General features: G+C 45.3%; 17 protein-coding genes. 5 read left to right on the top strand and 12 right to left on the bottom strand.

All coding sequences use genetic code 11. The features are described 5' to 3' along the window. Positions 1-141 precede the first annotated feature (141 nt). Entirely contained in the window at positions 142-1,302 is a 1,161-nt protein-coding gene (locus P364_RS0105645) for an oxalate decarboxylase family bicupin (RefSeq protein ID WP_024629174.1), read from the top strand. A 300-nt stretch (positions 1,303-1,602) separates the two neighbouring features. On the opposite strand, the gene P364_RS0105635 is transcribed toward P364_RS0105645, so the two are convergent. The 4 genes from P364_RS0105635 to P364_RS0105620 form a co-directional block, all read right to left on the bottom strand. Next, positions 1,603-2,388, bottom strand: coding sequence for a class I SAM-dependent methyltransferase (locus tag P364_RS0105635; protein ID WP_024629173.1), 786 nt, complete (start codon positions 2,386-2,388; stop codon positions 1,603-1,605). A gap of 188 nt (positions 2,389-2,576) precedes the next feature. After that, positions 2,577-4,571, bottom strand: a complete 1,995-nt coding sequence (locus P364_RS0105630) for a PTS fructose transporter subunit IIABC (protein WP_024629172.1) — start codon at positions 4,569-4,571, stop codon at positions 2,577-2,579. A gap of 137 nt (positions 4,572-4,708) precedes the next feature. Next, positions 4,709-5,620 (bottom strand): 1-phosphofructokinase, encoded by a 912-nt coding sequence (pfkB, locus tag P364_RS0105625; RefSeq protein ID WP_024629171.1) that lies wholly within the window; start codon positions 5,618-5,620, stop codon positions 4,709-4,711. A 2-nt stretch (positions 5,621-5,622) separates the two neighbouring features. Next, positions 5,623-6,369 (bottom strand): DeoR/GlpR family DNA-binding transcription regulator, encoded by a 747-nt coding sequence (locus P364_RS0105620; RefSeq protein ID WP_024629170.1) that lies wholly within the window; start codon positions 6,367-6,369, stop codon positions 5,623-5,625. Between the two features lie 281 nt (positions 6,370-6,650). Between P364_RS0105620 and P364_RS35130 the strand changes: the two genes are divergently transcribed. Then, entirely contained in the window at positions 6,651-7,337 is a 687-nt protein-coding gene (locus P364_RS35130) for a G1 family glutamic endopeptidase (RefSeq protein WP_024629169.1), read from the top strand. A gap of 116 nt (positions 7,338-7,453) precedes the next feature. Here the strand turns inward: P364_RS35130 and P364_RS0105610 are convergent, their stop codons facing one another. The 3 genes from P364_RS0105610 to P364_RS0105595 all read right to left on the bottom strand — a co-directional run bounded on the left by P364_RS0105610 (position 7,454) and on the right by P364_RS0105595 (position 11,060). Further along, positions 7,454-7,903: a hypothetical protein gene (locus P364_RS0105610; RefSeq protein WP_152532671.1), complete on the bottom strand. Its 450-nt coding sequence runs from the start codon at positions 7,901-7,903 to the stop codon at positions 7,454-7,456. Positions 7,904-8,070: 167 nt separating this feature from the next. Next, complete coding sequence (locus P364_RS0105605) at positions 8,071-9,498, bottom strand: FAD/NAD(P)-binding protein (RefSeq protein WP_024629167.1); 1,428 nt, start codon at positions 9,496-9,498, stop codon at positions 8,071-8,073. A gap of 608 nt (positions 9,499-10,106) precedes the next feature. Continuing rightward, entirely contained in the window at positions 10,107-11,060 is a 954-nt protein-coding gene (locus P364_RS0105595) for an NAD-dependent epimerase/dehydratase family protein (RefSeq protein ID WP_024629165.1), read from the bottom strand. Between the two features lie 550 nt (positions 11,061-11,610). Here P364_RS0105595 and P364_RS0105590 point away from each other — a divergent pair. The 3 genes from P364_RS0105590 (at position 11,611) to P364_RS0105580 (ending at position 13,091) form a co-directional block, all read left to right on the top strand. Beyond that, positions 11,611-12,030, top strand: a complete 420-nt coding sequence (locus tag P364_RS0105590; protein ID WP_024629164.1) for a MarR family winged helix-turn-helix transcriptional regulator — start codon at positions 11,611-11,613, stop codon at positions 12,028-12,030. Positions 12,031-12,057: 27 nt separating this feature from the next. Continuing rightward, entirely contained in the window at positions 12,058-12,708 is a 651-nt protein-coding gene (locus P364_RS0105585) for a nitroreductase family protein (RefSeq protein ID WP_024629163.1), read from the top strand. A gap of 86 nt (positions 12,709-12,794) precedes the next feature. Beyond that, positions 12,795-13,091 carry a putative quinol monooxygenase gene (locus tag P364_RS0105580; RefSeq protein WP_024629162.1) on the top strand — a complete coding sequence of 99 codons (297 nt, stop codon included), beginning with the start codon at positions 12,795-12,797 and terminating at the stop codon, positions 13,089-13,091. A gap of 213 nt (positions 13,092-13,304) precedes the next feature. Here the strand turns inward: P364_RS0105580 and P364_RS0105575 are convergent, their stop codons facing one another. The 5 genes from P364_RS0105575 to P364_RS0105555 all read right to left on the bottom strand — a co-directional run bounded on the left by P364_RS0105575 (position 13,305) and on the right by P364_RS0105555 (position 19,118). Then, a complete protein-coding gene (locus P364_RS0105575; RefSeq protein ID WP_024629161.1) occupies positions 13,305-14,120 on the bottom strand; it encodes a helix-turn-helix domain-containing protein in 816 nt (271 codons plus the stop codon). Between the two features lie 231 nt (positions 14,121-14,351). Beyond that, the gene (locus P364_RS0105570) at positions 14,352-15,359 is read right to left on the bottom strand and encodes a FecCD family ABC transporter permease (RefSeq protein ID WP_024629160.1); all 1,008 of its coding nucleotides are present in this window, start codon (positions 15,357-15,359) and stop codon (positions 14,352-14,354) included. Beyond that, a complete protein-coding gene (locus P364_RS0105565; RefSeq protein WP_024629159.1) occupies positions 15,356-16,363 on the bottom strand; it encodes a FecCD family ABC transporter permease in 1,008 nt (335 codons plus the stop codon). The genes P364_RS0105570 and P364_RS0105565 overlap by 4 nt, the downstream gene beginning before the upstream one ends. A gap of 12 nt (positions 16,364-16,375) precedes the next feature. Beyond that, positions 16,376-17,350 carry an iron-hydroxamate ABC transporter substrate-binding protein gene (locus P364_RS0105560; RefSeq protein WP_024629158.1) on the bottom strand — a complete coding sequence of 325 codons (975 nt, stop codon included), beginning with the start codon at positions 17,348-17,350 and terminating at the stop codon, positions 16,376-16,378. Between the two features lie 115 nt (positions 17,351-17,465). Then, positions 17,466-19,118 carry a helix-turn-helix domain-containing protein gene (locus tag P364_RS0105555; protein ID WP_024629157.1) on the bottom strand — a complete coding sequence of 551 codons (1,653 nt, stop codon included), beginning with the start codon at positions 19,116-19,118 and terminating at the stop codon, positions 17,466-17,468. Between the last annotated feature and the right edge of the window lie 89 nt (positions 19,119-19,207).

The raw sequence follows: 19,207 nt of genomic DNA, 5'->3' as shown, positions 1-19,207 counted from the left end.
GTAAGCCATTCACCTCATTACTTTCCACTCCGTCAACGCCGATTGTTCCCATCCCTCATATTAGCCAGGCTCTGATTCATATTCTTCTCTATACCGACAACATCAGTCCTGGCTGAAGTGATGAACTGGAGGAATCTGCATATGAACAATGAAAACAACAATAGCAAGCCTTTAATTATACCGCAGCCGATACGAAAAGACGGTGCAGGAGGTCCCGATCTGGGACCTCGGGATGTGATACGAGATCTACAAAATCCGGATATGCTGGTGCCTCCGGCGACCGACAACGGATTATTACCCAACCTGAGAATGTCTTTTTCCGATACACATATGCAGTTGAACCATGGCGGTTGGTCCCGTGAAATTACAGTACGGGATCTGCCCATCGCCACGACACTGGCTGGTGTGAATATGAGTCTTACACCTGGAGGCGTGCGGGAGCTGCACTGGCATCAGCAGTCTGAATGGGCATATATGATCTGGGGCACAGCACGGATTACGTCCGTGGATCAGAATGGTCGTAACTTTATCGCTGATGTTGGACCGGGAGATCTGTGGTTTTTCCCGAAAGGTCGGCCCCATTCCATTCAGGGACTGGCTGATGGTTGTGAGTTCTTGCTTGTATTTGATGACGGCTCCTTCTCTGATCTGAATACGTTATCCATCTCTGATTGGTTTGCGCATACGCCACCGGACGTATTGTCCGTTAATTTTGGCGTGCCTGAATCTGCTTTCCAATCCATGCCAACAGAGCAGGTTTACATTTTTCAGGATCAGGTCCCTGGTTCCCTCGAAAGTCAGGAAGTGCAGTCCCCATATGGTACAGTCCCTCTCTCCTTTAAGCACCGACTGTTAGCCCAGAAACCGATCATCACACCTGGAGGAAGTGTGCGCATTGTGGATTCCACCAACTTTCCGATCTCCACAACGGTTGCCGCAGCACTGGTTGAAATCAAGCCTGGAGGCATGCGTGAACTTCACTGGCATCCCAATGCAGATGAATGGCAGTACTATCTGACCGGGCAAGGTAGAATGACGGTGTTTGGAGGAAATGGTATTGCACGCACTTTTGATTATCGGGCTGGGGATGTCGGATATGTTCCTGTAGCCATGGGCCATTATATTCAGAATACGGGTACGGACACGTTATGGTTTTTGGAAATGTTCAGAAGTGATCGCTTTGAGGATATCTCTCTAAATCAATGGATGGCATTAACCCCGGAAGAGCTTGTACGGGATAACCTGAACGCCTCCCCCGAGCTGCTTCATGCATTGCATAAAGAAAAAAGGCCTGTCGTTTAATGCAAATACTTTGCATCAAAGAAGGAAAACCGGATAAAAAGAAAACAATCCCATTTTAAGGAGGAATATGAAGATGAAGGCCGTGACTTTTCAAGGTGCAAAGGATATTCAGGTTAAAGAGGGGTCAAAAGAGGCTTACCGGATTTTCCACGACCATGAAGACGAATGTACCAAAGTTATATTGAAACCTTGATTGTCGAAATGTGCACCATATTAAAAAAGGCAGTTGCCCCTTTAACGGGTACTTCTGCCTTTTTTTAATCTCTTAACGCCGACGAAACATTCAATCATAGTGAATCTTTATTTTGCTTTTATCGCCTGAATATATACACTTTCTCCCTCGAAACTGAAGAGTCTGCCCTGTTGTGTCTCTTCAAACTTGAAATACTTCTTAATCACAGATGGCGCGCTCAGCATGCTTGCTTCAAGCTCTCTGCTCTCCGCCTCCGGAAGTCCAGCCCGGTTGCACCAGTCTTCAAAAATGAAGCGCTTCTCAAAGGTAACCATCGTTGCCATTCGGAATCCGGCAAGCTCCAGCATCCGAACCCATTCCGTCTTACGCCATGCCCGAACATGGCTTGCATCACGCCACTTCTCGATTTCATTGTAAAATTGGTCGTTCTCATCACGTTCAGGTGCCACATTATCGATCAATAACAACTTGCCACCCGGTTTTAATACTCGCAGCGCCTCTGATACAAACGAAGATACGTCTGGAAAATGGTGTGCCGCTATGCGGCAGGTCACAAGGTCAAACAAATCATCCTCGAAAGGAATATGTTCAGCATCCCCTGCTACAAAATCCACATTCTGGTGTCCATTCCCTCGGATAAAGCGTTCAGCGACCTGCAACATCTCTTCCGTCAAATCCAGTGCAGTAACCTGCTCCACAAGTGGAGCTAATGCATTAGCAACATGTCCTCCTCCAGTGGCAATATCCAGCACCTTCATATCAGAATTCGCTTGAGATGATGCTACAAGTAATGACAGATCGTCCCCTTTGGCATGGCCGACACTGGTCACATATTTATCTGCATTTTTAGCAAATTGCTTGCGCACCTGACCTTTAATCTGATCATTGGACATGCTGTCCCCTCCTTTTGTTTCATTAGATAAAACTTCGTTTCATTAATTGATATGGTTTATTTTATCACAAAATGACCCGCAGCGAAATAAAAAAGCATCTTCCCAGTGAATTTCACTCAGAAGATGCCATTTTACAACGTTATGGGATAAAGCTTGCTTATATCTTGGATAAAACTTCACCCTTTGATTTATTTCAGAACGGTCGGCGATTTCTTCCAAAGTCCTAGGATCAGACCGGAGATCACTGAACCGATTGCTACAGCAAGCAGGAAGAGCAAAGCGTGATTCGCCAGTGCCGCAACGAAGATTCCGCCATGCGGAGCAGGTACGTTAATGCTCCACAGTTGAGTCAGTCCACCTGCAACAGCAGAACCGAGAATACAGGATGTCAGGACACGCAGCGGGTCGGCTGCAGCAAATGGAATGGCACCTTCCGTGATGAAGGAAAATCCGAGCACGTAGTTCGTCAAACCTGATTTGCGTTCTTGCTCCGTAAATTTGGATTTAAAGAACGTTGTGGCTAATGCAATCGCCAGCGGCGGCACCATACCACCTGCCATAACAGCTGCCATCCAGGCACCATCTGTATTGCCGCTTGATGTGAATACACCGATGGCAAATGTATAAGCCGCTTTGTTAAACGGTCCACCCATATCGATGGACATCATGCCGCCAAGCAGCAGGCCAAGCAATACGGCATTTCCGGTACCCAAATTGCCAAGTGCATTGACAAGCCATGTGTTAAGGGAACCGAAGATTGGATCAAAGACATAGAAACTTATGGCACCTACGATAAGCAATCCGAACACGGGATACAGCAGGATCGGCTTCAAACCATCAATGGCTTTAGGCAATCCTTTAAATAGTTTGCGCAGACCAATAACTACGTAACCTGCCAGGAAACCGGCAGCCAGACCACCAAGGAAACCGGCGTTTGAATTAACCGCCATCAATCCGCCGACCATACCAGGCATGAGGGCTGGACGATCACCAATACTCATCGCGATAAATCCGGCAAGGACAGGAATCAGGAAATGGAACGCACCGGTTCCGCCCCCAATCGTCTGCAACAGTTGCACGATAGGATTTTCCGGACTTGCAATTTGTTCAAACAAGAAGGATATGGCGAGCAGAATACCCCCACCCACGACAAATGGAAGCATATGCGAGATTCCGTTCATCAAATCTTTATAAATCTTGCTGCCCACGCTCACTTTGCCTTGGCTTTCTCCTTCAGTCCTGCCAGCACTTCCGCCCTGGCTTCTGTAGATCGGAGCGTCCCCGTTAACTGCCTTACGAATCAGCTCTTCGGATTTGCGAATACCATCACTCACTGGTCTTTGCAATACCGGTTTGCCATCAAAACGGGCCATTTCCACATTTTTATCCGCCGCAATGATTACCCCTTTAGCACGAGCGATTTCATCAGCTGTCAGTACATTCTGTGCTCCTTCGGAACCATTAGTCTCCACTCGGATATTAATGCCCATTTCCTGCGCTTTCTTTTTGAGAGCGTCTTCAGCCATGAACGTGTGAGCAATACCTGTTGGGCAAGCGGTAACCGCTACGACAAAATCTTCAGATGCCGAATTGCCAACAATAACACCAGATGTGCTCTGCTTCTGACCCTTTGTATGGCCCGAGCCGGATACAACATTTGTTCCATTTGCAGTATTTGCTGCTTTCTCCGCTTCGGCTTTTTCTTTGGCAGCCTCCTTCTCCGCCTCCTCCGCCTGTTTGGCATCGAATAATGCAGTAACTTCTGCTGGCGTATCCGTGCTCATTAGCTGCGAGATGAAATCGCTATCAATCAACAGCCTGGAAAGAGCCGCAAGCGTACGAAGATGGGTATTGGCCGCTCCTTCTGGAGCTGCAATCATGAAGAATATATGAGCCGGCTCGTCATCAAGCGCTTCAAAATCAAGTCCTTTTCGGCTCTTCGCGAATACAACTGTAGGTTCATTCACTGCTGTTGTCTTAGCATGAGGCATGGCAATACCGCCACCAATCCCCGTGCTGGATTCGGCTTCACGTTTATAAATCATTTCCTTGAAAAGTACCGGGTCATTAATACGTCCGCTCCGGTTTAAACTTGTAATGAGTTCATCGATAGCCTCTTCTTTCGTCGTGGCTTGCAGGTCCATGATCATCGTTTCCTGGATCATCAGGTCTGTTATTCTCATTTTGGTACACTCCCTTAAGTTCAGTCGGCCTGCGTGATGCAGACCGGATTATATTTGTACTTGTTACGCTGTTATCTGCTATTCAATGAATCCCTTCATTCGAAAAAGGGGCATTCATTCGATTTATTTTGTACTGACTATACTTGGGTTATAGTGACTTGATTACGTAGCTCTTCGATGAGTTCCCGAGTTGCCAGGTCATCGGAGAAAGCCGTTGCACTACCTGAAGCAACCCCCGTTCGGAAAGCTTCAAGCAGATCTTCGTTCAATCCAAATGTCCCTACAAATCCGCCAATCATTGAATCTCCAGCACCAACCGAGTTCTTCACGACACCTTTGGGCACGCTCGCGTGGTAGACATCTGTTTTGGTAATCAACAACGCGCCTTCTCCTGCCATGGAGATCAACACATGCTTGGCACCTGCTTCCAAAAGCTTGCGACCATACGTTACCAGTTCCTCCTGGGTGTCGATGGTTACTCCGAAGAGTTCAGCAAGCTCATGGTGATTCGGCTTCACCAGCAACGGTTCATGTACAAGAGCATCCATTAATGCAGGTCCCGTTGTATCGATTACAAATTCGGCACTCGTTTGCTTGCATACGTTGATAAGACGATTATAGAAATCAGCTCCCAGAGAAGGCGGTATGCTTCCGGAAAGAATGACGATATCTCCTTTTTGCAATGCAGACAGCTTGTTAAGTAAACGCTCTGCTTCCTCTGGACGAATGGCTGGTCCCTGTCCGTTAATCTCTGTCTCTTCTCCATGCTTCAGCTTGATATTAATCCGGGTATCATCTTCAATGGTAACAAAGTCCGTCCGGATCTTATCATCCTGCAATTTGTCATTAATGAAACGACCCGTGAACCCTCCCAGAAATCCCAGTGCCGTGTTTTCGGCTCCCAGTTGATTGAGCACTCGCGATACGTTAATGCCTTTACCCCCCGGAAGTTTCAGGTCACGGTTCATACGATTTAATTCACCAAGCTTCAGATCATCCACTTCCACGATGTAATCGATGGAAGGATTAAGTGTTACGGTATATATCATGGTTATCCCTCAATTATTTTAGTTTTCTGGGCGATTACAGAACGCCAGTGTTCCGGCATCCGTTCAGTAATCAAGTCTGCCTCCTCCAGGTCAAACAGTTTGGCAAATGTAATTTCCCCAATTTTGCTGGAATCAGCCAACACATAAGATTTCCCGGACAATTGATGTGCGCGTCTTTTAATCAAGGCTTCCTCCGGATCAGGAGTTGTATACCCCATTTCGGCATCTACTCCGTTGGTTCCAATAAAACATTTATCAAAACGGAAATTGTCCATGTTCTGTAATGCGATGCTGCCAATCACGGCTTTAGTATGAATTTTCATCATACCGCCAAGCAGATAGCTGCGAATTCGTTTACTTACCAGCGCCTCTACGTGAGAAAGTCCGTTCGTTACCACCGTAACGTCCTTCGCTTCAATATAGGGAATCATGGCTAATGTCGTCGTCCCCGCATCCAGATAGATGCATTCGCCATTGTTGATCTCCTGTGCAGCTAAACGAGCAATGGTCGTTTTTTGTTGAATGTTTTTGAACGTTTTTTCTTCCATACCTGGTTCTGGCGTCTTTTCATTCACCAGAGCAGCACCACCATGTATGCGTTTCAGCATCTGTCGGCTCTCCAGGTCGATCAAATCGCGCCGTATCGTTGATTCAGAAGCACCGAGCACATCAACGAGCTCTTGCAGTTTCACAATCCCTCTTTCTTGTAAGCGCTCTATAATTGCAGCATATCGTTCTTCAGTTAGCATATTCATTCCTCCAACTGCTTTTATAGTAACATAAAATCCGTAAAAAACAATCATTTTCGTTCATAATAATTTATAAACATTCAAAAACCATCAAAATTCGACTTTTCAATTTCCAAATATCCGTATTCAAAGCATCCTAAAACATAAAAATCGTTCAAATTCATTCAATACATATTTCTTTTCAGATTGTCCATGTCCTCTTTCTTCTTCCACGCATTTGATAATATCAAACGAATCATTCGAATCTTTTCGTATCTGTATTTCACATGGGAGGTGGCCTTATGGTGAATAATCGCAACAAACACCGTAAACCGTGTATTCCTCATACAGGCAAGACAAATTCTCCGCTAAGCTTCGGGTGGATTTCCTCCAATTGGAGCGGTTATGTACGGGCGGGTTACAAAGGTGAATTCAAACGCATCTCGGCCGAATGGAACGTGCCCTTTGTTTTACCCTCATCCCAGTCCTCATACTCCTCAGCCTGGATCGGAATCGATGGATACGAGAATTCCAATCTCATTCAGACTGGAACAGGCCATGATTGGGTTAACGGCAAAGCCAGTTATTATGCCTGGTGGGAAATCCTTCCGGACGTTGAGACGGTCATCCCTTTTCCTGTTTCTCCAGGAGATCGGATCAGGGCTACCATTTATAGAATTAATCGTACTCGATGGTGTATCACGCTTCATAACCTGACTCAAAGCTGGACTTTCCGTACCGTCCAGCAATATACAGGCCAGCAATCTTCGGCGGAGTGGATTGTTGAAGCACCATCTGTGGGAAGCTCCATCTCCCGGATGGCAAGGATTTCGCCTGTCACCTTCAAATGTTGTCGACTGAACGGTTGCTCCCCCGGCCTAGTCGCCAAAGAGAAAGGCATCATGATTCAGCAAAAACAGATTGTTTCGATTCCAGGAGCAGCACCAGGGCCGCGAGGTGACTCTTTCGTCGTGAAACGAAACGACTGAGCCTTCATCGTTGACAGAGTCGTTAATGAAAAAAACTGCAATGTGCCTTATTCGGCGTACCATTGCAGAATGGATATTCGGTCATTATGGAATGGACACGAGATTCTCTTTTTCATTTAGAGGAATAGCTCAGCCCTGTCCGGTTTGGGTTTGATCCAATTTCCCTCTTCATTAATAAATGCACCCTTGAAACGCCCCATCTCCAATTTCTCTATTAGCTTCGTCTCATCCAGCACCAAAATTTCGGACAACTGCTGCAAACTATAATAATCACCCGGATCGTAATCGAGCAGGATTGGAACAGCCATGTCGTATAGTTCTTTGATGAGATTCTCCAATGAATGACGCCCGAGATTGTCCATGGTTTGGAAAAATTTCAGATTATGGGACACCAGATTGTGGAAAGATTTATCTTTCAAGTTCATCCACAGCGTATTACACGCCTGGACACTCATATAGTTCTGCTCTACATCATAATATTGGATCTCATCAATCTTCATATACTTTTCCTGAAAAGCCACAATTTTGATCAAGGGTTCGTTTCGTTTGCGTGACACTTTCTTCAAATGGGTTCTGAACCCCTCATAATCCATGATTCTCACAATAATCTATCGCCTGCCTTAACGCTGTATAATTCGATATTTTACAGCATTATATAAGCACCCGTAAATGTAACTTTAGAAAAACAAAAACCGTACAGCCTCTTATCCTGCTGTACGGTCATTTTGTATAGTCAGATTCCAATTTCACTTTTCACCCAACTAGCAGTAAATTCCTGTTCATTATACTTGAAAAATTGCTCCATAATCTGTTCACGGTCATCCAGGAAAAGCTGGTCTGCTACAGCTGAAACTAATTTCGGCACAGCATTCCTTGTCCCCGATATGGCCGAGGCAGAAAGGCCGCAACTTGCTAGTGCAGAATAGTTAAAGACAAACAGGCCACGCAGCTTATCCTCCCCCTCCTCATCTCTGCTGGTCATTGCAAACCCCGGGGTAAGGTAGGGATGTGCGTCAAGCAGCGCATTTCTTTGTGCATTCGGGGCTTGAAAACGGTCTGCCCAGCGTGCAATGTGTGCCTCCACCAGTCTGAGCTCGGGACGCAGTACCGGATCGCTGACCATCCCCGTACTTATGACCAGAAAATCAAAGCTGTGCAGGCCCTGTGGTGTAGTCACTACCGCTTTCCCATCCTTCATCTGTACATCCAGCCAAGGCGCATGAAGATGTAATTGAAAGCCTGGCCATGAAGCAGCCCGGTTGAAGGTATCGTTGGTTGGTGGCTGATTATAGTTAAAAAAATGGGAAATAGCCGCATACTTTTCCTTGTCCGACAGAGCATGGAACCGTTCGATCATCCCGGATTGTTCCATCTGACGAATCGGGTTAATGCTGGGCAATTGTTCCCGCCGCACAAATACGTGTGCCTCTGCCACGCCTGCGGCTAGTGCAAAGTTCGCATTATCAAAGGCAGAAGCCCCGCCGCCAAGTATGCCGATCCTTTTTCCTTGTAACCGTTCAAAATCAATCGTTTCCGACGTATGAGCGTACAGATGTTTAGGTAATTGCTCAGCGATCCGGGGTGGTACATGCCATTCCCCACCTCCCTGGATGCCAGTAGCCAAAACAACCTTTCGTGCCAGCAATATATTGGCTGGAGCCCCTGCGCCTGCGATGTGCAGTCTGTGAACGCCTCCATCTATAGGTTCAATCAGTGTCAGCTTCACTTCATTCACGACCGGCAGATGAAGCACTTGTCTGTACCAGCGCAAATAATTCATCCATTCGCTGCGTGGAATTTTATCCAACTCTTCCCATCCGGAGGGGCCTGCTTGCGCCTCCCACCATGCTCGAAAAGTCAGTGAAGGGATACCGAGATCAATGGAGGTCAGATGTTTTGGTGTACGTAAAGTGACCATACGGGCGTAAGTTTCCCAAGGTCCCTCCAGCCCTGCGACATTTTCGTCTATAACCAGAATGTTGGATATACGCTCACGCAGGAGTCCAAAAGCAGCACCTAAGCCGCTCTGTCCACCACCTACGATAACAACATCATAGATATGACCTTCATCATGTTCTCGCGGGCGAATCCAATCCGAACCTCCATACGCGAGATAAGCCAAATCATCAAGTACGCGTTGGTTTAATGCTTCAAGGCTCATCATCCCTCAATCCTTTCAATGTCTACTATATATACGAATACGGAATCTCTAATTCAATGTCAGTTTTATGTGAGAATCAATTCAATAGATCGATAATCAGTAATCCAATTTAGCCTAATTCCGTGACCCTATAGATATATATGGCGACTCCACCTCTATTCCTTACATCCGTCCCCATATGGATTAGCGTTATTATAAGAGTTTGGATCATTTTTTTGAATATGACGGCAGCTTTATTGTCATTACATATAAAAATAGCTAACATGCTTGTTAAAGATAACGAAATCAAAATTTTAATAACTTTGTCCGTATGTAAAAAAGACAGATCAGGTTGGATATTAACGGTCGATCCAACCCGGATCTGTTTTCTTGTTGTTTTATTTGAATAAGTGGAGTACTGAAGTATTAATACCTCATGCCCCTTCATGTACCGACCATACAATACCGTTCCCGTTGCACCTGTCACTCCCGACGTCCTGGTTAGCCCTGTGTACCGCCCATTCATGAAGTGTCAACAATTCACAATTTGGATTCAGACCATCTCCCTATATTTTAATTATTGATTAATCAATTACAAAACTACATAATTACAAAGCTGCATAACATACTTACTTCTTTTGCAGCTCTCTAATCGTCCGTATAATACCTTCTTCAAAAGAAGTGATCTCCACAGGCCCAATGTTAGTCTCGTATTTCTTCTTGCTCAAAAGCAGCGGTTCTTCTGTCAGATATAACATTTCAACAATTTCTTTCATTACCGGTACACCCAATCCAAGTAACGAGAGTCCTGTTTTGCCAAGTGCTATCACCGGTTTCGCAGTACCTGCTGCCTGTTGTGCAATACGTACGATTTCCTTGCCCGATATAACGCCAGCACCAGGGATGTTCCAGTTTTGCCGATACGCATTATCCCGACTCGCCAGCTCCACAATCATGACCGCTGCATCAGGCAAATAGATATATTCTCGCGGCGTTTTCATATTCCCGATAAAAAAAGCCATTTTCCCGTCTGCAATTGCTTCAAGCGTTGATCCAAGGTAAGAAGCCTGATTGGCAGAAGGGCCATAATAATCAGGTAAGCGAACAATCATCACTTGAGCTGTGCGCCACTTGCTGCTAAACAACATATGTTCATAAGCAAGTCGAGTCTTTCCTTTTCGCGTATGTGGCTGCTTCGGATGTTCTTCGGTTACTTCTTTCATTTGTCTTCTGCCATATGGATAAATTCCATCTATGACAACTACCTTCAAGCCTAAATGTTCCGCCGCCTCCATAACGGATTCCCCCAATGGAATCAATCTGCTTTCCATCTCGTTATACGGGACATTCGCGCAATGAAACATCACGTCTACATCTTGGGAAGCAGCTATAATATCCTCAGATTGAAACGCATCGCCGACAGCGATCTGCAGGTGATGTGGAGATCCCAGCCGCACAGCAAGCTGCTCCAGTTTTTGACGTGAGCGGCCAAATATAATTGTAGGAATGCCACGTTGAATCAATTCCTCTGTAATTGCTGCACCTGTTCCGCCTGTTGCTCCAACCACGATTGCTCTTTTCATTTCTTATCAACCTCTTTCATTTAGTTATTGATCAATTACTTATTAAGATCACTATAACGCATATTTAGTGATTGATCAATAACTAAAATAAAAAAAGGGCAATCTCCCTTATTAAAATTTCCTTTATAGAGGTACAATTTATTTTCTATCTCTCCTTAAACTCAGGCATAACCAATGCAGTAGACACATTACACAACATGCCGACTGCCAAAATAAAATAATCATCGTACTTTTTTCCGGATAGCAATTCCCTCAGTTCGTTCACCAAATCTCAATCACAATAAGACTCGATATTCTCACCCACCTCCGGGCATATTAACTTATCTAAAGTTCCATATAATTCTGAATTCAAACGCATGATTTTACATATAACTTCGGGTTGCAAAATCAAAAAAGGCATGATATATTATTTGAGCCATCAATGATTGAGGCATCAATGATTGAGGCGTCCAACAATTTTATTCAGCAAAATGGCATTATACAAAGGCAACATTCTAATGGTATTACCTAAGCCGTTGTTCATGTCCAGATTCACCCGGGAGGTCTAGTCATGACACGTATTGTTTCCAAGGAAGAGCAAATTATCAACCTCTTGAATGCACTCGGCAACAAAATTAGTCCCAAGTTCGAACGCTGTACGGGCATCAGCTCATCACGCTTTGAGATTTTGCATGAGTTGGATCAGGTTGACGAGATTAATCAATCCATGTTACAAAAAATCATTAATATCGACAGTGCGGCGATTACTCGCCATCTGAAGCAGCTTGAAGCCGATTCGATGGTCACCAGACGTAAAAATCCGGAAGACAACCGAGTTACCTTTGTTCGCCTTACGGATGAAGGACGGAAGCAAATCGAAGGTTATAAAATTGAGAAAACCAATTTTATACATCAGATTTTACAGGATTTTAGTGAAGAAGAAGTTCATCTTCTTGCTGGTTTCCTGGAACGTATGCAAAACAATTTCTAAACCCATATATAGAGGAGAGAACCATACATGAGTACATTCCAAAGCACGTTTCAAAAGACCAATGATTATAACGAAATTACTTACGGCCGTCGGTCTGTAAAACTATACAATCCTGAAGTCAAAATCAGCCGTGAAGAAATGACCGAAATTTTGGCTGAAGCTTCGCGCGCACCTTCTTCGGTTAATATGCAACCATGGCGTTTTCTGGTCGTAGATACGGCAGAAGGTAAAGAAAAGCTTGCTCCTCTTGCCAAATTCAATCAGAACCAAGTACTGACTTCTGCCGCTGTTATTGGTGTGTTCATTGACATGAACAATGCGGAACACATGGACGAAATCTTCAGCAAAGCGGTTGAGCTTGGTTACATGCCACAAGAAGTCAAAGATATGCAAATGCAAGCTGTTAAACCATACTACGATAATATGCCCGCTTCCGCTCTTCGCGATGTCAATCTGGTTGACGCAGGTCTGGCTTCCATGCAATTGATGCTCGCTGCACGTGCTCATGGATATGATACTAACCCGATCGGTGGTTATGAGAAAGATCAAATCGCTGAGACTTTCGGGATGGATAAAGATCGTTACCAACCGGTAATGCTAATCTCGATCGGTAAATCGGCCAAAGAAGGTCACCCTTCCTACCGTCTGCCTGTTGAGAAAATTACGACTTGGGCATAATATCAGGCAATGTTTTACATGTTAAAGCACCTTTTGCGTCAGAAACAATAACAACATTATAACTACACTTATGGAGGTTGAATATTATGATTATCATTCACGCTCACTTGCAAGTTAAACCAGACCAGGAACAAGCTTTTTTGGAAGCAACAAAAGTGCTGATCTCTGCAACACGCAATGAAGAAGGCAACATCAGCTATGATCTCGCCAAAAGCACTGAACGTGAACATCATTACACGATGATTGAGCTGTGGAAGGATGAAGCCGCTACAGCGTCCCATAATGCAAGCGCCCATTTCCAGGCTTTCGTTCAACAAGCAGCAGCATTCATGGCCGCTCCAATGAACGTTGAAATATTCGCTGGAGAAGCGGTAAAACACTAAAATACGAGCCTTACAATTCATTAAAGCAGACCGAAAAAATCGGCGGCTTGTGAAAAAGAAACCGCTCCTCGTCATACTGACGGGTGAGCGGTATTTTTGATATTGAATGAATAAATTGGAACGGCCGAAGACACACTTCTATCAACCTTTAAAACGTTGGAAATGCGAATGCACAAATCACCAATTTGAGATGTATTATTGTCTAATGAAGGCTTAATTAAAGTGCGCGTATTCCGAAGGAGAAGTACCAAATTTCTTTTTGAAAATTCGACTGAAATAGAGCGGATTGGTATAGCCAACACTGATTGCAACATCGCGAATCAGGTAACTACCTGATTTCAGCAGCTCCCCCGCCCTCTCCATGCGGTAATGGATGACATAGTCGATGGGGCGGAATCCCGTGTATTTGTGAAAAAAGTAGGAGAAACGCTTGGAACTCATGCCATGTAACTCTGCTAACTCGTCGAGTGTCAGCAGATTCATGTAATGTCCATGGATATATGAGATGGCTTGCTCAATCACCTTCTCACTCGGCGGAGTTCCACCTTCCCGTTGAATACAGCCTGTAAAAACCTGAACCAAGATGCTTATAAATAATTCCTTGATTCGAAGTTTGCCAATTCCCCCTGGCGCGTGCAGCTGCTCCTGCAGCATAACCAGTAATTCAACAACTCTTGGATTGGCCCCGGAGTCCATTTTGAAATGAGCGTTGCATTCCTGCACACTATCACCCTTTTCCAAATGGTCAAAACTATAAAACAGCAAATAATATTCATACTCCGCATGGCCATTTACTTGTGAGTCCAACAGCATGCCTGGTGCTGCATGAAAAACCGATCCGGGCTGTAGCTCGTATACCGTTCCATTCACTGACATGCTGGCTTCTCCCCGTACCACAAAAAGGAATCCATTATGTAACGTTCTGAAATCACGCAATATACTGTTGGGCTGCAAAACCAATCGATTGATTCCATCTATTTTCAAAGAGTTCTCTGCAAATATTAAAGCTAATTGATCCACATCTGCCATGTTCATTCCACCTGCTCTCTTTTAGCATGGGTTTAGGCTGTGCTTAGTTTATCTTATCACAGGAATCAAGTCATATCGGTTAGCTTGAGCTTCACGTTAGTAAACTAGTATGGATAAATAAGTACGTTGAAGTAACTCCCCGTCAAAACTCAAATAAAGACTATCCCTTGTCTTGATGACAAAAGATAGCCTACTAAGCTAAATTTTTCAAATAGTCTAACGTATTTGGAATTACTTTTTTAATAACAAATAAACAAAATAAGGCACACCGATCAGGGATACCATAATTCCTGCGGCAATCCCGTCAGGATCAACCAGGTTACGCCCCACGGTATCGGCAATTAACAGAAGCCAACCTCCAAGCAGTACCGCTACAGGAATAAATAACGAGTTACGTGGACCGACTAGCGCTTTGGCGATATGCGGAGCCATCAAACCGATAAACGCGATTCCACCTGTAACCGATACAGCAGAGGCTGCTGCGGCAACAGCAATTACAATAAGTACAAGCCGTTCCCGCTCCAGCTTTAACCCTACTCCGATTGCCGTTGCTTCGTTGAGCCCCAGCAAATCAAGGCGTCTGGTTCTAAACAACGTAAGCGGGATCAAAATAATCAGCCAAGGCAGCAAGGCCCATATAAAGGGCCAGTCCGCCCCCCATATGTTACCGGATATCCATTTGGCAATAAAATCAACCTTGGAGCGCTCAGCTGAAGATATGATGACGATCATGATGCCTGACAGCGCCATCGAGAATCCAACCCCGACCAGCACCATTTTTATGGGATCAAGTCCCTTGGTCCGGCTATACGAGAACATATAGATGAGCGCCGCAGTCAGCAATGCTCCGATAAAAGCAGCTAACGGCAACATATAGACGAACGTACCAGGTTCGATCGGGAAGTACAGAAAGAAGATTGCTACGGCTACACCTGCACCGGAATTGATCCCGATGATACCTGGATCGGCCAAGTCATTACGCGTAACACTTTGCAAAATGGAGCCTGACAGCGCAAGCGCCATACCGGCCAGTAACGTAATAAAAATTCGGGGTAATCGGACCGAAAACAGAACAAAGTCCTCTTTGAATGTACCTTGGCCAAATAACACGGGAATGACTCTTTTGAAGGACAATGAAGAATATCCCCAGCTCATACCCACTACAGCCGTGATGAGAATTAGAAACAAACAGATCAGTAGTATTAGTCGTTGCTTGCGAATTCGCGCAGACATCGTCATGATAACGTTTTGCCCCCTCTACGCACAACGAACAGGAAGAACGGTAAACCAAGCATGGAAGCAATGGCAACCACAGGTGTTTCGTAAGGTGCATTTATCGTTCGACCCAGCGTTTCGGCAAGCAGCATAAACGATGCTCCGGCAAAAATGGATACCGGAATAATATACCGATAATCCGTGCCGACCATTTTACGGACAATATGGGGGATCATTAAGCCAACAAAGGCCATATTTCCGATCAATGCAACCGATGCTCCGGTAAGCACAATAACGAGCAGGAACAGGATGGTTTTGACGAGTACAAGCTTTTGTCCCAATCCCGTCGCCACTTCATCGCTCAGACTAAGGATATTGATTTGGTTGGAAAGGAATGGAACTATAACTAGACCCAACAGTATGACAGGCGCAATGGCTTGAACTTGGCCCCATGTTGTTCCGATGAGTCCTCCCGAAGTCCACATGGATACATCCTTGGAAATTTTGAAAAAGATACTGATGCCATCCGAGATGGCATACATAAAAGCAGATACCGCAGCCCCCGCCAACACCACACGGATGGGAGACAAGCTCCCTCTCCGCATCGAGCCGAGCACAATAACCAATACTGCTCCAAGTGCGGCACCAACAAAACAAGCAACCATAATTCCAAAATATCCGAGTGATGGCATAAAGACAAAAGCCAGGGCAAGTGCCATATTGGCACCTGAAGTCAGACCAAGTAACCCCGGATCGGCCAGCGGGTTGCGAGTAATTCCCTGCATGATTCCTCCGGAGACGGCAAGTGCCGCTCCGATTAGCATGGCAGCCAGTTCCCGCGGAAGTCTGATCTCTCGCAGAATAAGAATATTATCGCTCTTGGTCGCAGAGGTCAGCGTCAGCCACAGATTGCGGAATGTCGTTTCTTCTGCGCCAAACATCATGGCGATGATGAAGCACACGATAAGTACGAGTACACTACCCAGCAGCTTGGTTGCAAACCGAAAAGGAAGTCGTTTATTTTTCATTGCATTCCATGTTTACTTGCCAAGAAAATGTTGGATAAAGAATTCCAGCTGGTATTCCATGCTCAGTGGATCATTGAAGTAGAACGCTTTGGCATCGGCTTCGAATACCCGATTATTTTTCACCGCATCAATATTTTTGTACGTTTCGGTGTTTTGGAACGAATTATCTTCATCGGCATTTTTGCTAAAAATGACATAGTCTCCCATGTAGTCTTTCAGCACTTCGTTCGATACAGCAAAGAATCCGTCTTTCTTGGTGGCTTCCTTCACCTTCTCCGGCATACCTAGACCAAACTGCTGGTACAGGATTTCAGTCCCACGTCCAAAATTTTCTCCATATACATAGAGTTGTTTATTGAAGGTTTCGATAACCGACACGGTTGCGTTAGCACCGATTTTGGCTTTGATCTCTTCACCCGCTTTTTTGCTTCGAGCATCAAAATCGTCAACCCATGCCTGAGCTTCTTTCTCTTTGTTCACAAGCTTTCCGACCTCCAGCTGTTGCTTAAGGAAGTCCACCTTACCATATGTATAGGTGACTGTTGGAGCAATCTGCTTCAGCTTATCAATGTTCTTGATATCAGACAGGCCGATAATCAGATCCGGGTTCAACTCAATAATTTTCTCCAGACTTTCGTCGGTAACCGCCTCTGTATTGGCCAGTTTCTCTTTGAAATTGGGGTTCTCCTTGGACATTTCATCCACACCAACCAGTGGCACATCCAATGCCATCACGTTTCCTGTCAGGAATCGGGTCAGTACAACCACACGTTGCGGGTGGAAAGGAACTTCCACAGGACCTGTCTCCGATTGATAAGTGAATGTGCCCGAATCTGAATCAGATGAAGAACCTGCTGCATCCGTGTTCGAAGAAGCGGATTCGTTGGAGGCTGTTGCATTCTCAGTTGTATCTTTGGCTGAATTGGTTCCACAAGCGCTAAGCAATAAAACCAGAACCAACATAAATGGAACAAATAGCTTTCTCATCAGATGACTCTCTCCCTTTTCTCTTTGAATATGAAAATCATTCTCATTACCATAGCTAATTATAGGCATGCAGGATAAACCTAACCATGCCTTTTTGTTTGAGAAAACCTTTGGATTATTGAATGCCCGTCCATAAGGACACAGCCCGTCCAAGCTGCAGACGAATGGAAATCGGATTGTAGGGTACCCACTCTTCCTGCTCCAGATCATAGATCCGATTTTGCTTCACTGCTTCGAGTCTTCTCCAGTGTTCCGAGTTAAATATACTTTCTGAGTGGGCCTTTGACCCTTTTTCATCTGGAAAAACAATGACGAGCATACGAGTACCCTCATAATCGTGTAGTTCGGATAGTTGGATAGAAACCGAATGAAATTGATCGCCATACCGCTGTATTGCCTGGGCAATCTTGGCCGGAGGACGTAATCCGAGTGATTGATACATCACATATCCGACATTTCTGATTCCATATATTTGCAAGGTGCCCGGTTTTATGACCAGGATGGTCAGCGTCTCATTCACAATCTGGCTTTGTTGAATGGCTTCCCGTGCCTGCTGTTCCTCCTTTTCGAAGGCTGCCAGCCATTGCTCTGCCTGTTCCCTCCTCTGAATCGCCTGTGCAATGAAACGCAGATGCTCTTTCCAACCGAGCTCCATCCATGCTATTTCGGCAATAGGGGCGATAGATCGCAGACGTTCAGGGTTTAATCCGTTCATGTGTAGGTGCTGATTTGCTGCAATGATAAGCTCAATATTTGCATCAAGCAATGCAGACTTTATATGTTCAGGCGAACTGTCCGAATGGATAAAACGTATCGTTTGAGGGGAGGGCATCCCCTCTGTACTCACATATTCGCTGCTTTCCGAGATGATAATCGTTGGCTCCAAACCAAGTAACATCATATGGCTTGCATAGGGTGCATACCACACAGCCACACGTTGATATGGCCTGCGGCGCGTATAACCGGAAGGACTCTCTCCGGTCTGCTGCTTGAAGCGGCGGCTAAGATAGAATTCATCCTTGTATCCGACCTTCAGCGCAATCTCACGAAGGGAAACGGTTCCGCTAATTAATAACTCTTTGGCCCGGTGAACACGCAAGCGTGAAAGGTATTCATTGGGTGGGAATCCAGTAAGCTGCTTAAAAAGAATGGAGTAGTGAGAACGACTGACCCCGGCAATTTCCGAGAGTCCTTCCGTTGTGATTTTCTCACTAAAATGGTTCTCCATATAGGTAATACTGCGTTCCATGGAGGGCTGCTCCGTTGCAGCATACCTTGCCTCCATGCGCTCCAACAAACTCATAAGCACCTGATGAAAAAGAATCTGGTTGCGCAAATGCCTGACTTCGTTACCAGGTAAACGATGAACATACAGCTCTTCTAGCTGTGCTGCAATTGCTGGTTCATACGGAAAGATCTGAACAGAGGGTTCTGCCGCTAACACACTTGGCCGTCCCATCGTTCCCGTGGGCAATGACCTGGTCTGTTCCTGCGTGCTGATGGAGAGTGTATACAGATGAAGAGGATGCGTCAGATCCGTCTCTATGACAGCGTCCCTCTTGGCCGGATTAAGGATGACCATGCCTTCGACAAGTTCGTAAAGTTCATCGTTAATACGAAGTGTACCTTTCCCACTGGCAACGGCCATCAGAACCGTCAGATTTTCATGGATTTGATGTATCGGCATCGTTGATGTACTGTACAATGATTGAATACGGTCTGCTGTATATATTGGAAAATAGGACTCTGCCCATTCCGAGTTGTTCATTTTTTGATCCTCCGTGACTCATACCGGGCGGGTAATGACTCTAATTTCAGCTCATTCTACACGGTTAAATTGGCTATACCTCTTTATTT

The organism is Paenibacillus sp. MAEPY2, from assembly GCF_000499205.1.
Taxonomy (GTDB): domain Bacteria; phylum Bacillota; class Bacilli; order Paenibacillales; family Paenibacillaceae; genus Paenibacillus; species Paenibacillus vandeheii.
This window is presented reverse-complemented; position numbering and strand designations above follow the sequence as displayed.

Bases quoted from the DNA above. Each gene is read 5' to 3' on its own strand.
- P364_RS0105645 (WP_024629174.1), top strand. From the start codon at position 142: ATGAACAATGAAAACAACAATAGCAAGCCTTTAATTATACCGCAGCCG.
- P364_RS0105635 (WP_024629173.1), bottom strand. From the start codon at position 2,388: ATGTCCAATGATCAGATTAAAGGTCAGGTGCGCAAGCAATTTGCTAAA.
- P364_RS0105630 (WP_024629172.1), bottom strand. From the start codon at position 4,571: ATGAGAATAACAGACCTGATGATCCAGGAAACGATGATCATGGACCTG.
- pfkB (WP_024629171.1), bottom strand. From the start codon at position 5,620: ATGATATATACCGTAACACTTAATCCTTCCATCGATTACATCGTGGAA.
- P364_RS0105620 (WP_024629170.1), bottom strand. From the start codon at position 6,369: ATGCTAACTGAAGAACGATATGCTGCAATTATAGAGCGCTTACAAGAA.
- P364_RS35130 (WP_024629169.1), top strand. From the start codon at position 6,651: ATGGTGAATAATCGCAACAAACACCGTAAACCGTGTATTCCTCATACA.
- P364_RS0105605 (WP_024629167.1), bottom strand. From the start codon at position 9,498: ATGAGCCTTGAAGCATTAAACCAACGCGTACTTGATGATTTGGCTTAT.
- P364_RS0105595 (WP_024629165.1), bottom strand. From the start codon at position 11,060: ATGAAAAGAGCAATCGTGGTTGGAGCAACAGGCGGAACAGGTGCAGCA.
- P364_RS0105590 (WP_024629164.1), top strand. From the start codon at position 11,611: ATGACACGTATTGTTTCCAAGGAAGAGCAAATTATCAACCTCTTGAAT.
- P364_RS0105585 (WP_024629163.1), top strand. From the start codon at position 12,058: ATGAGTACATTCCAAAGCACGTTTCAAAAGACCAATGATTATAACGAA.
- P364_RS0105580 (WP_024629162.1), top strand. From the start codon at position 12,795: ATGATTATCATTCACGCTCACTTGCAAGTTAAACCAGACCAGGAACAA.
- P364_RS0105575 (WP_024629161.1), bottom strand. From the start codon at position 14,120: ATGGCAGATGTGGATCAATTAGCTTTAATATTTGCAGAGAACTCTTTG.
- P364_RS0105570 (WP_024629160.1), bottom strand. From the start codon at position 15,359: ATGACGATGTCTGCGCGAATTCGCAAGCAACGACTAATACTACTGATC.
- P364_RS0105565 (WP_024629159.1), bottom strand. From the start codon at position 16,363: ATGAAAAATAAACGACTTCCTTTTCGGTTTGCAACCAAGCTGCTGGGT.
- P364_RS0105560 (WP_024629158.1), bottom strand. From the start codon at position 17,350: ATGAGAAAGCTATTTGTTCCATTTATGTTGGTTCTGGTTTTATTGCTT.
- P364_RS0105555 (WP_024629157.1), bottom strand. From the start codon at position 19,118: ATGAACAACTCGGAATGGGCAGAGTCCTATTTTCCAATATATACAGCA.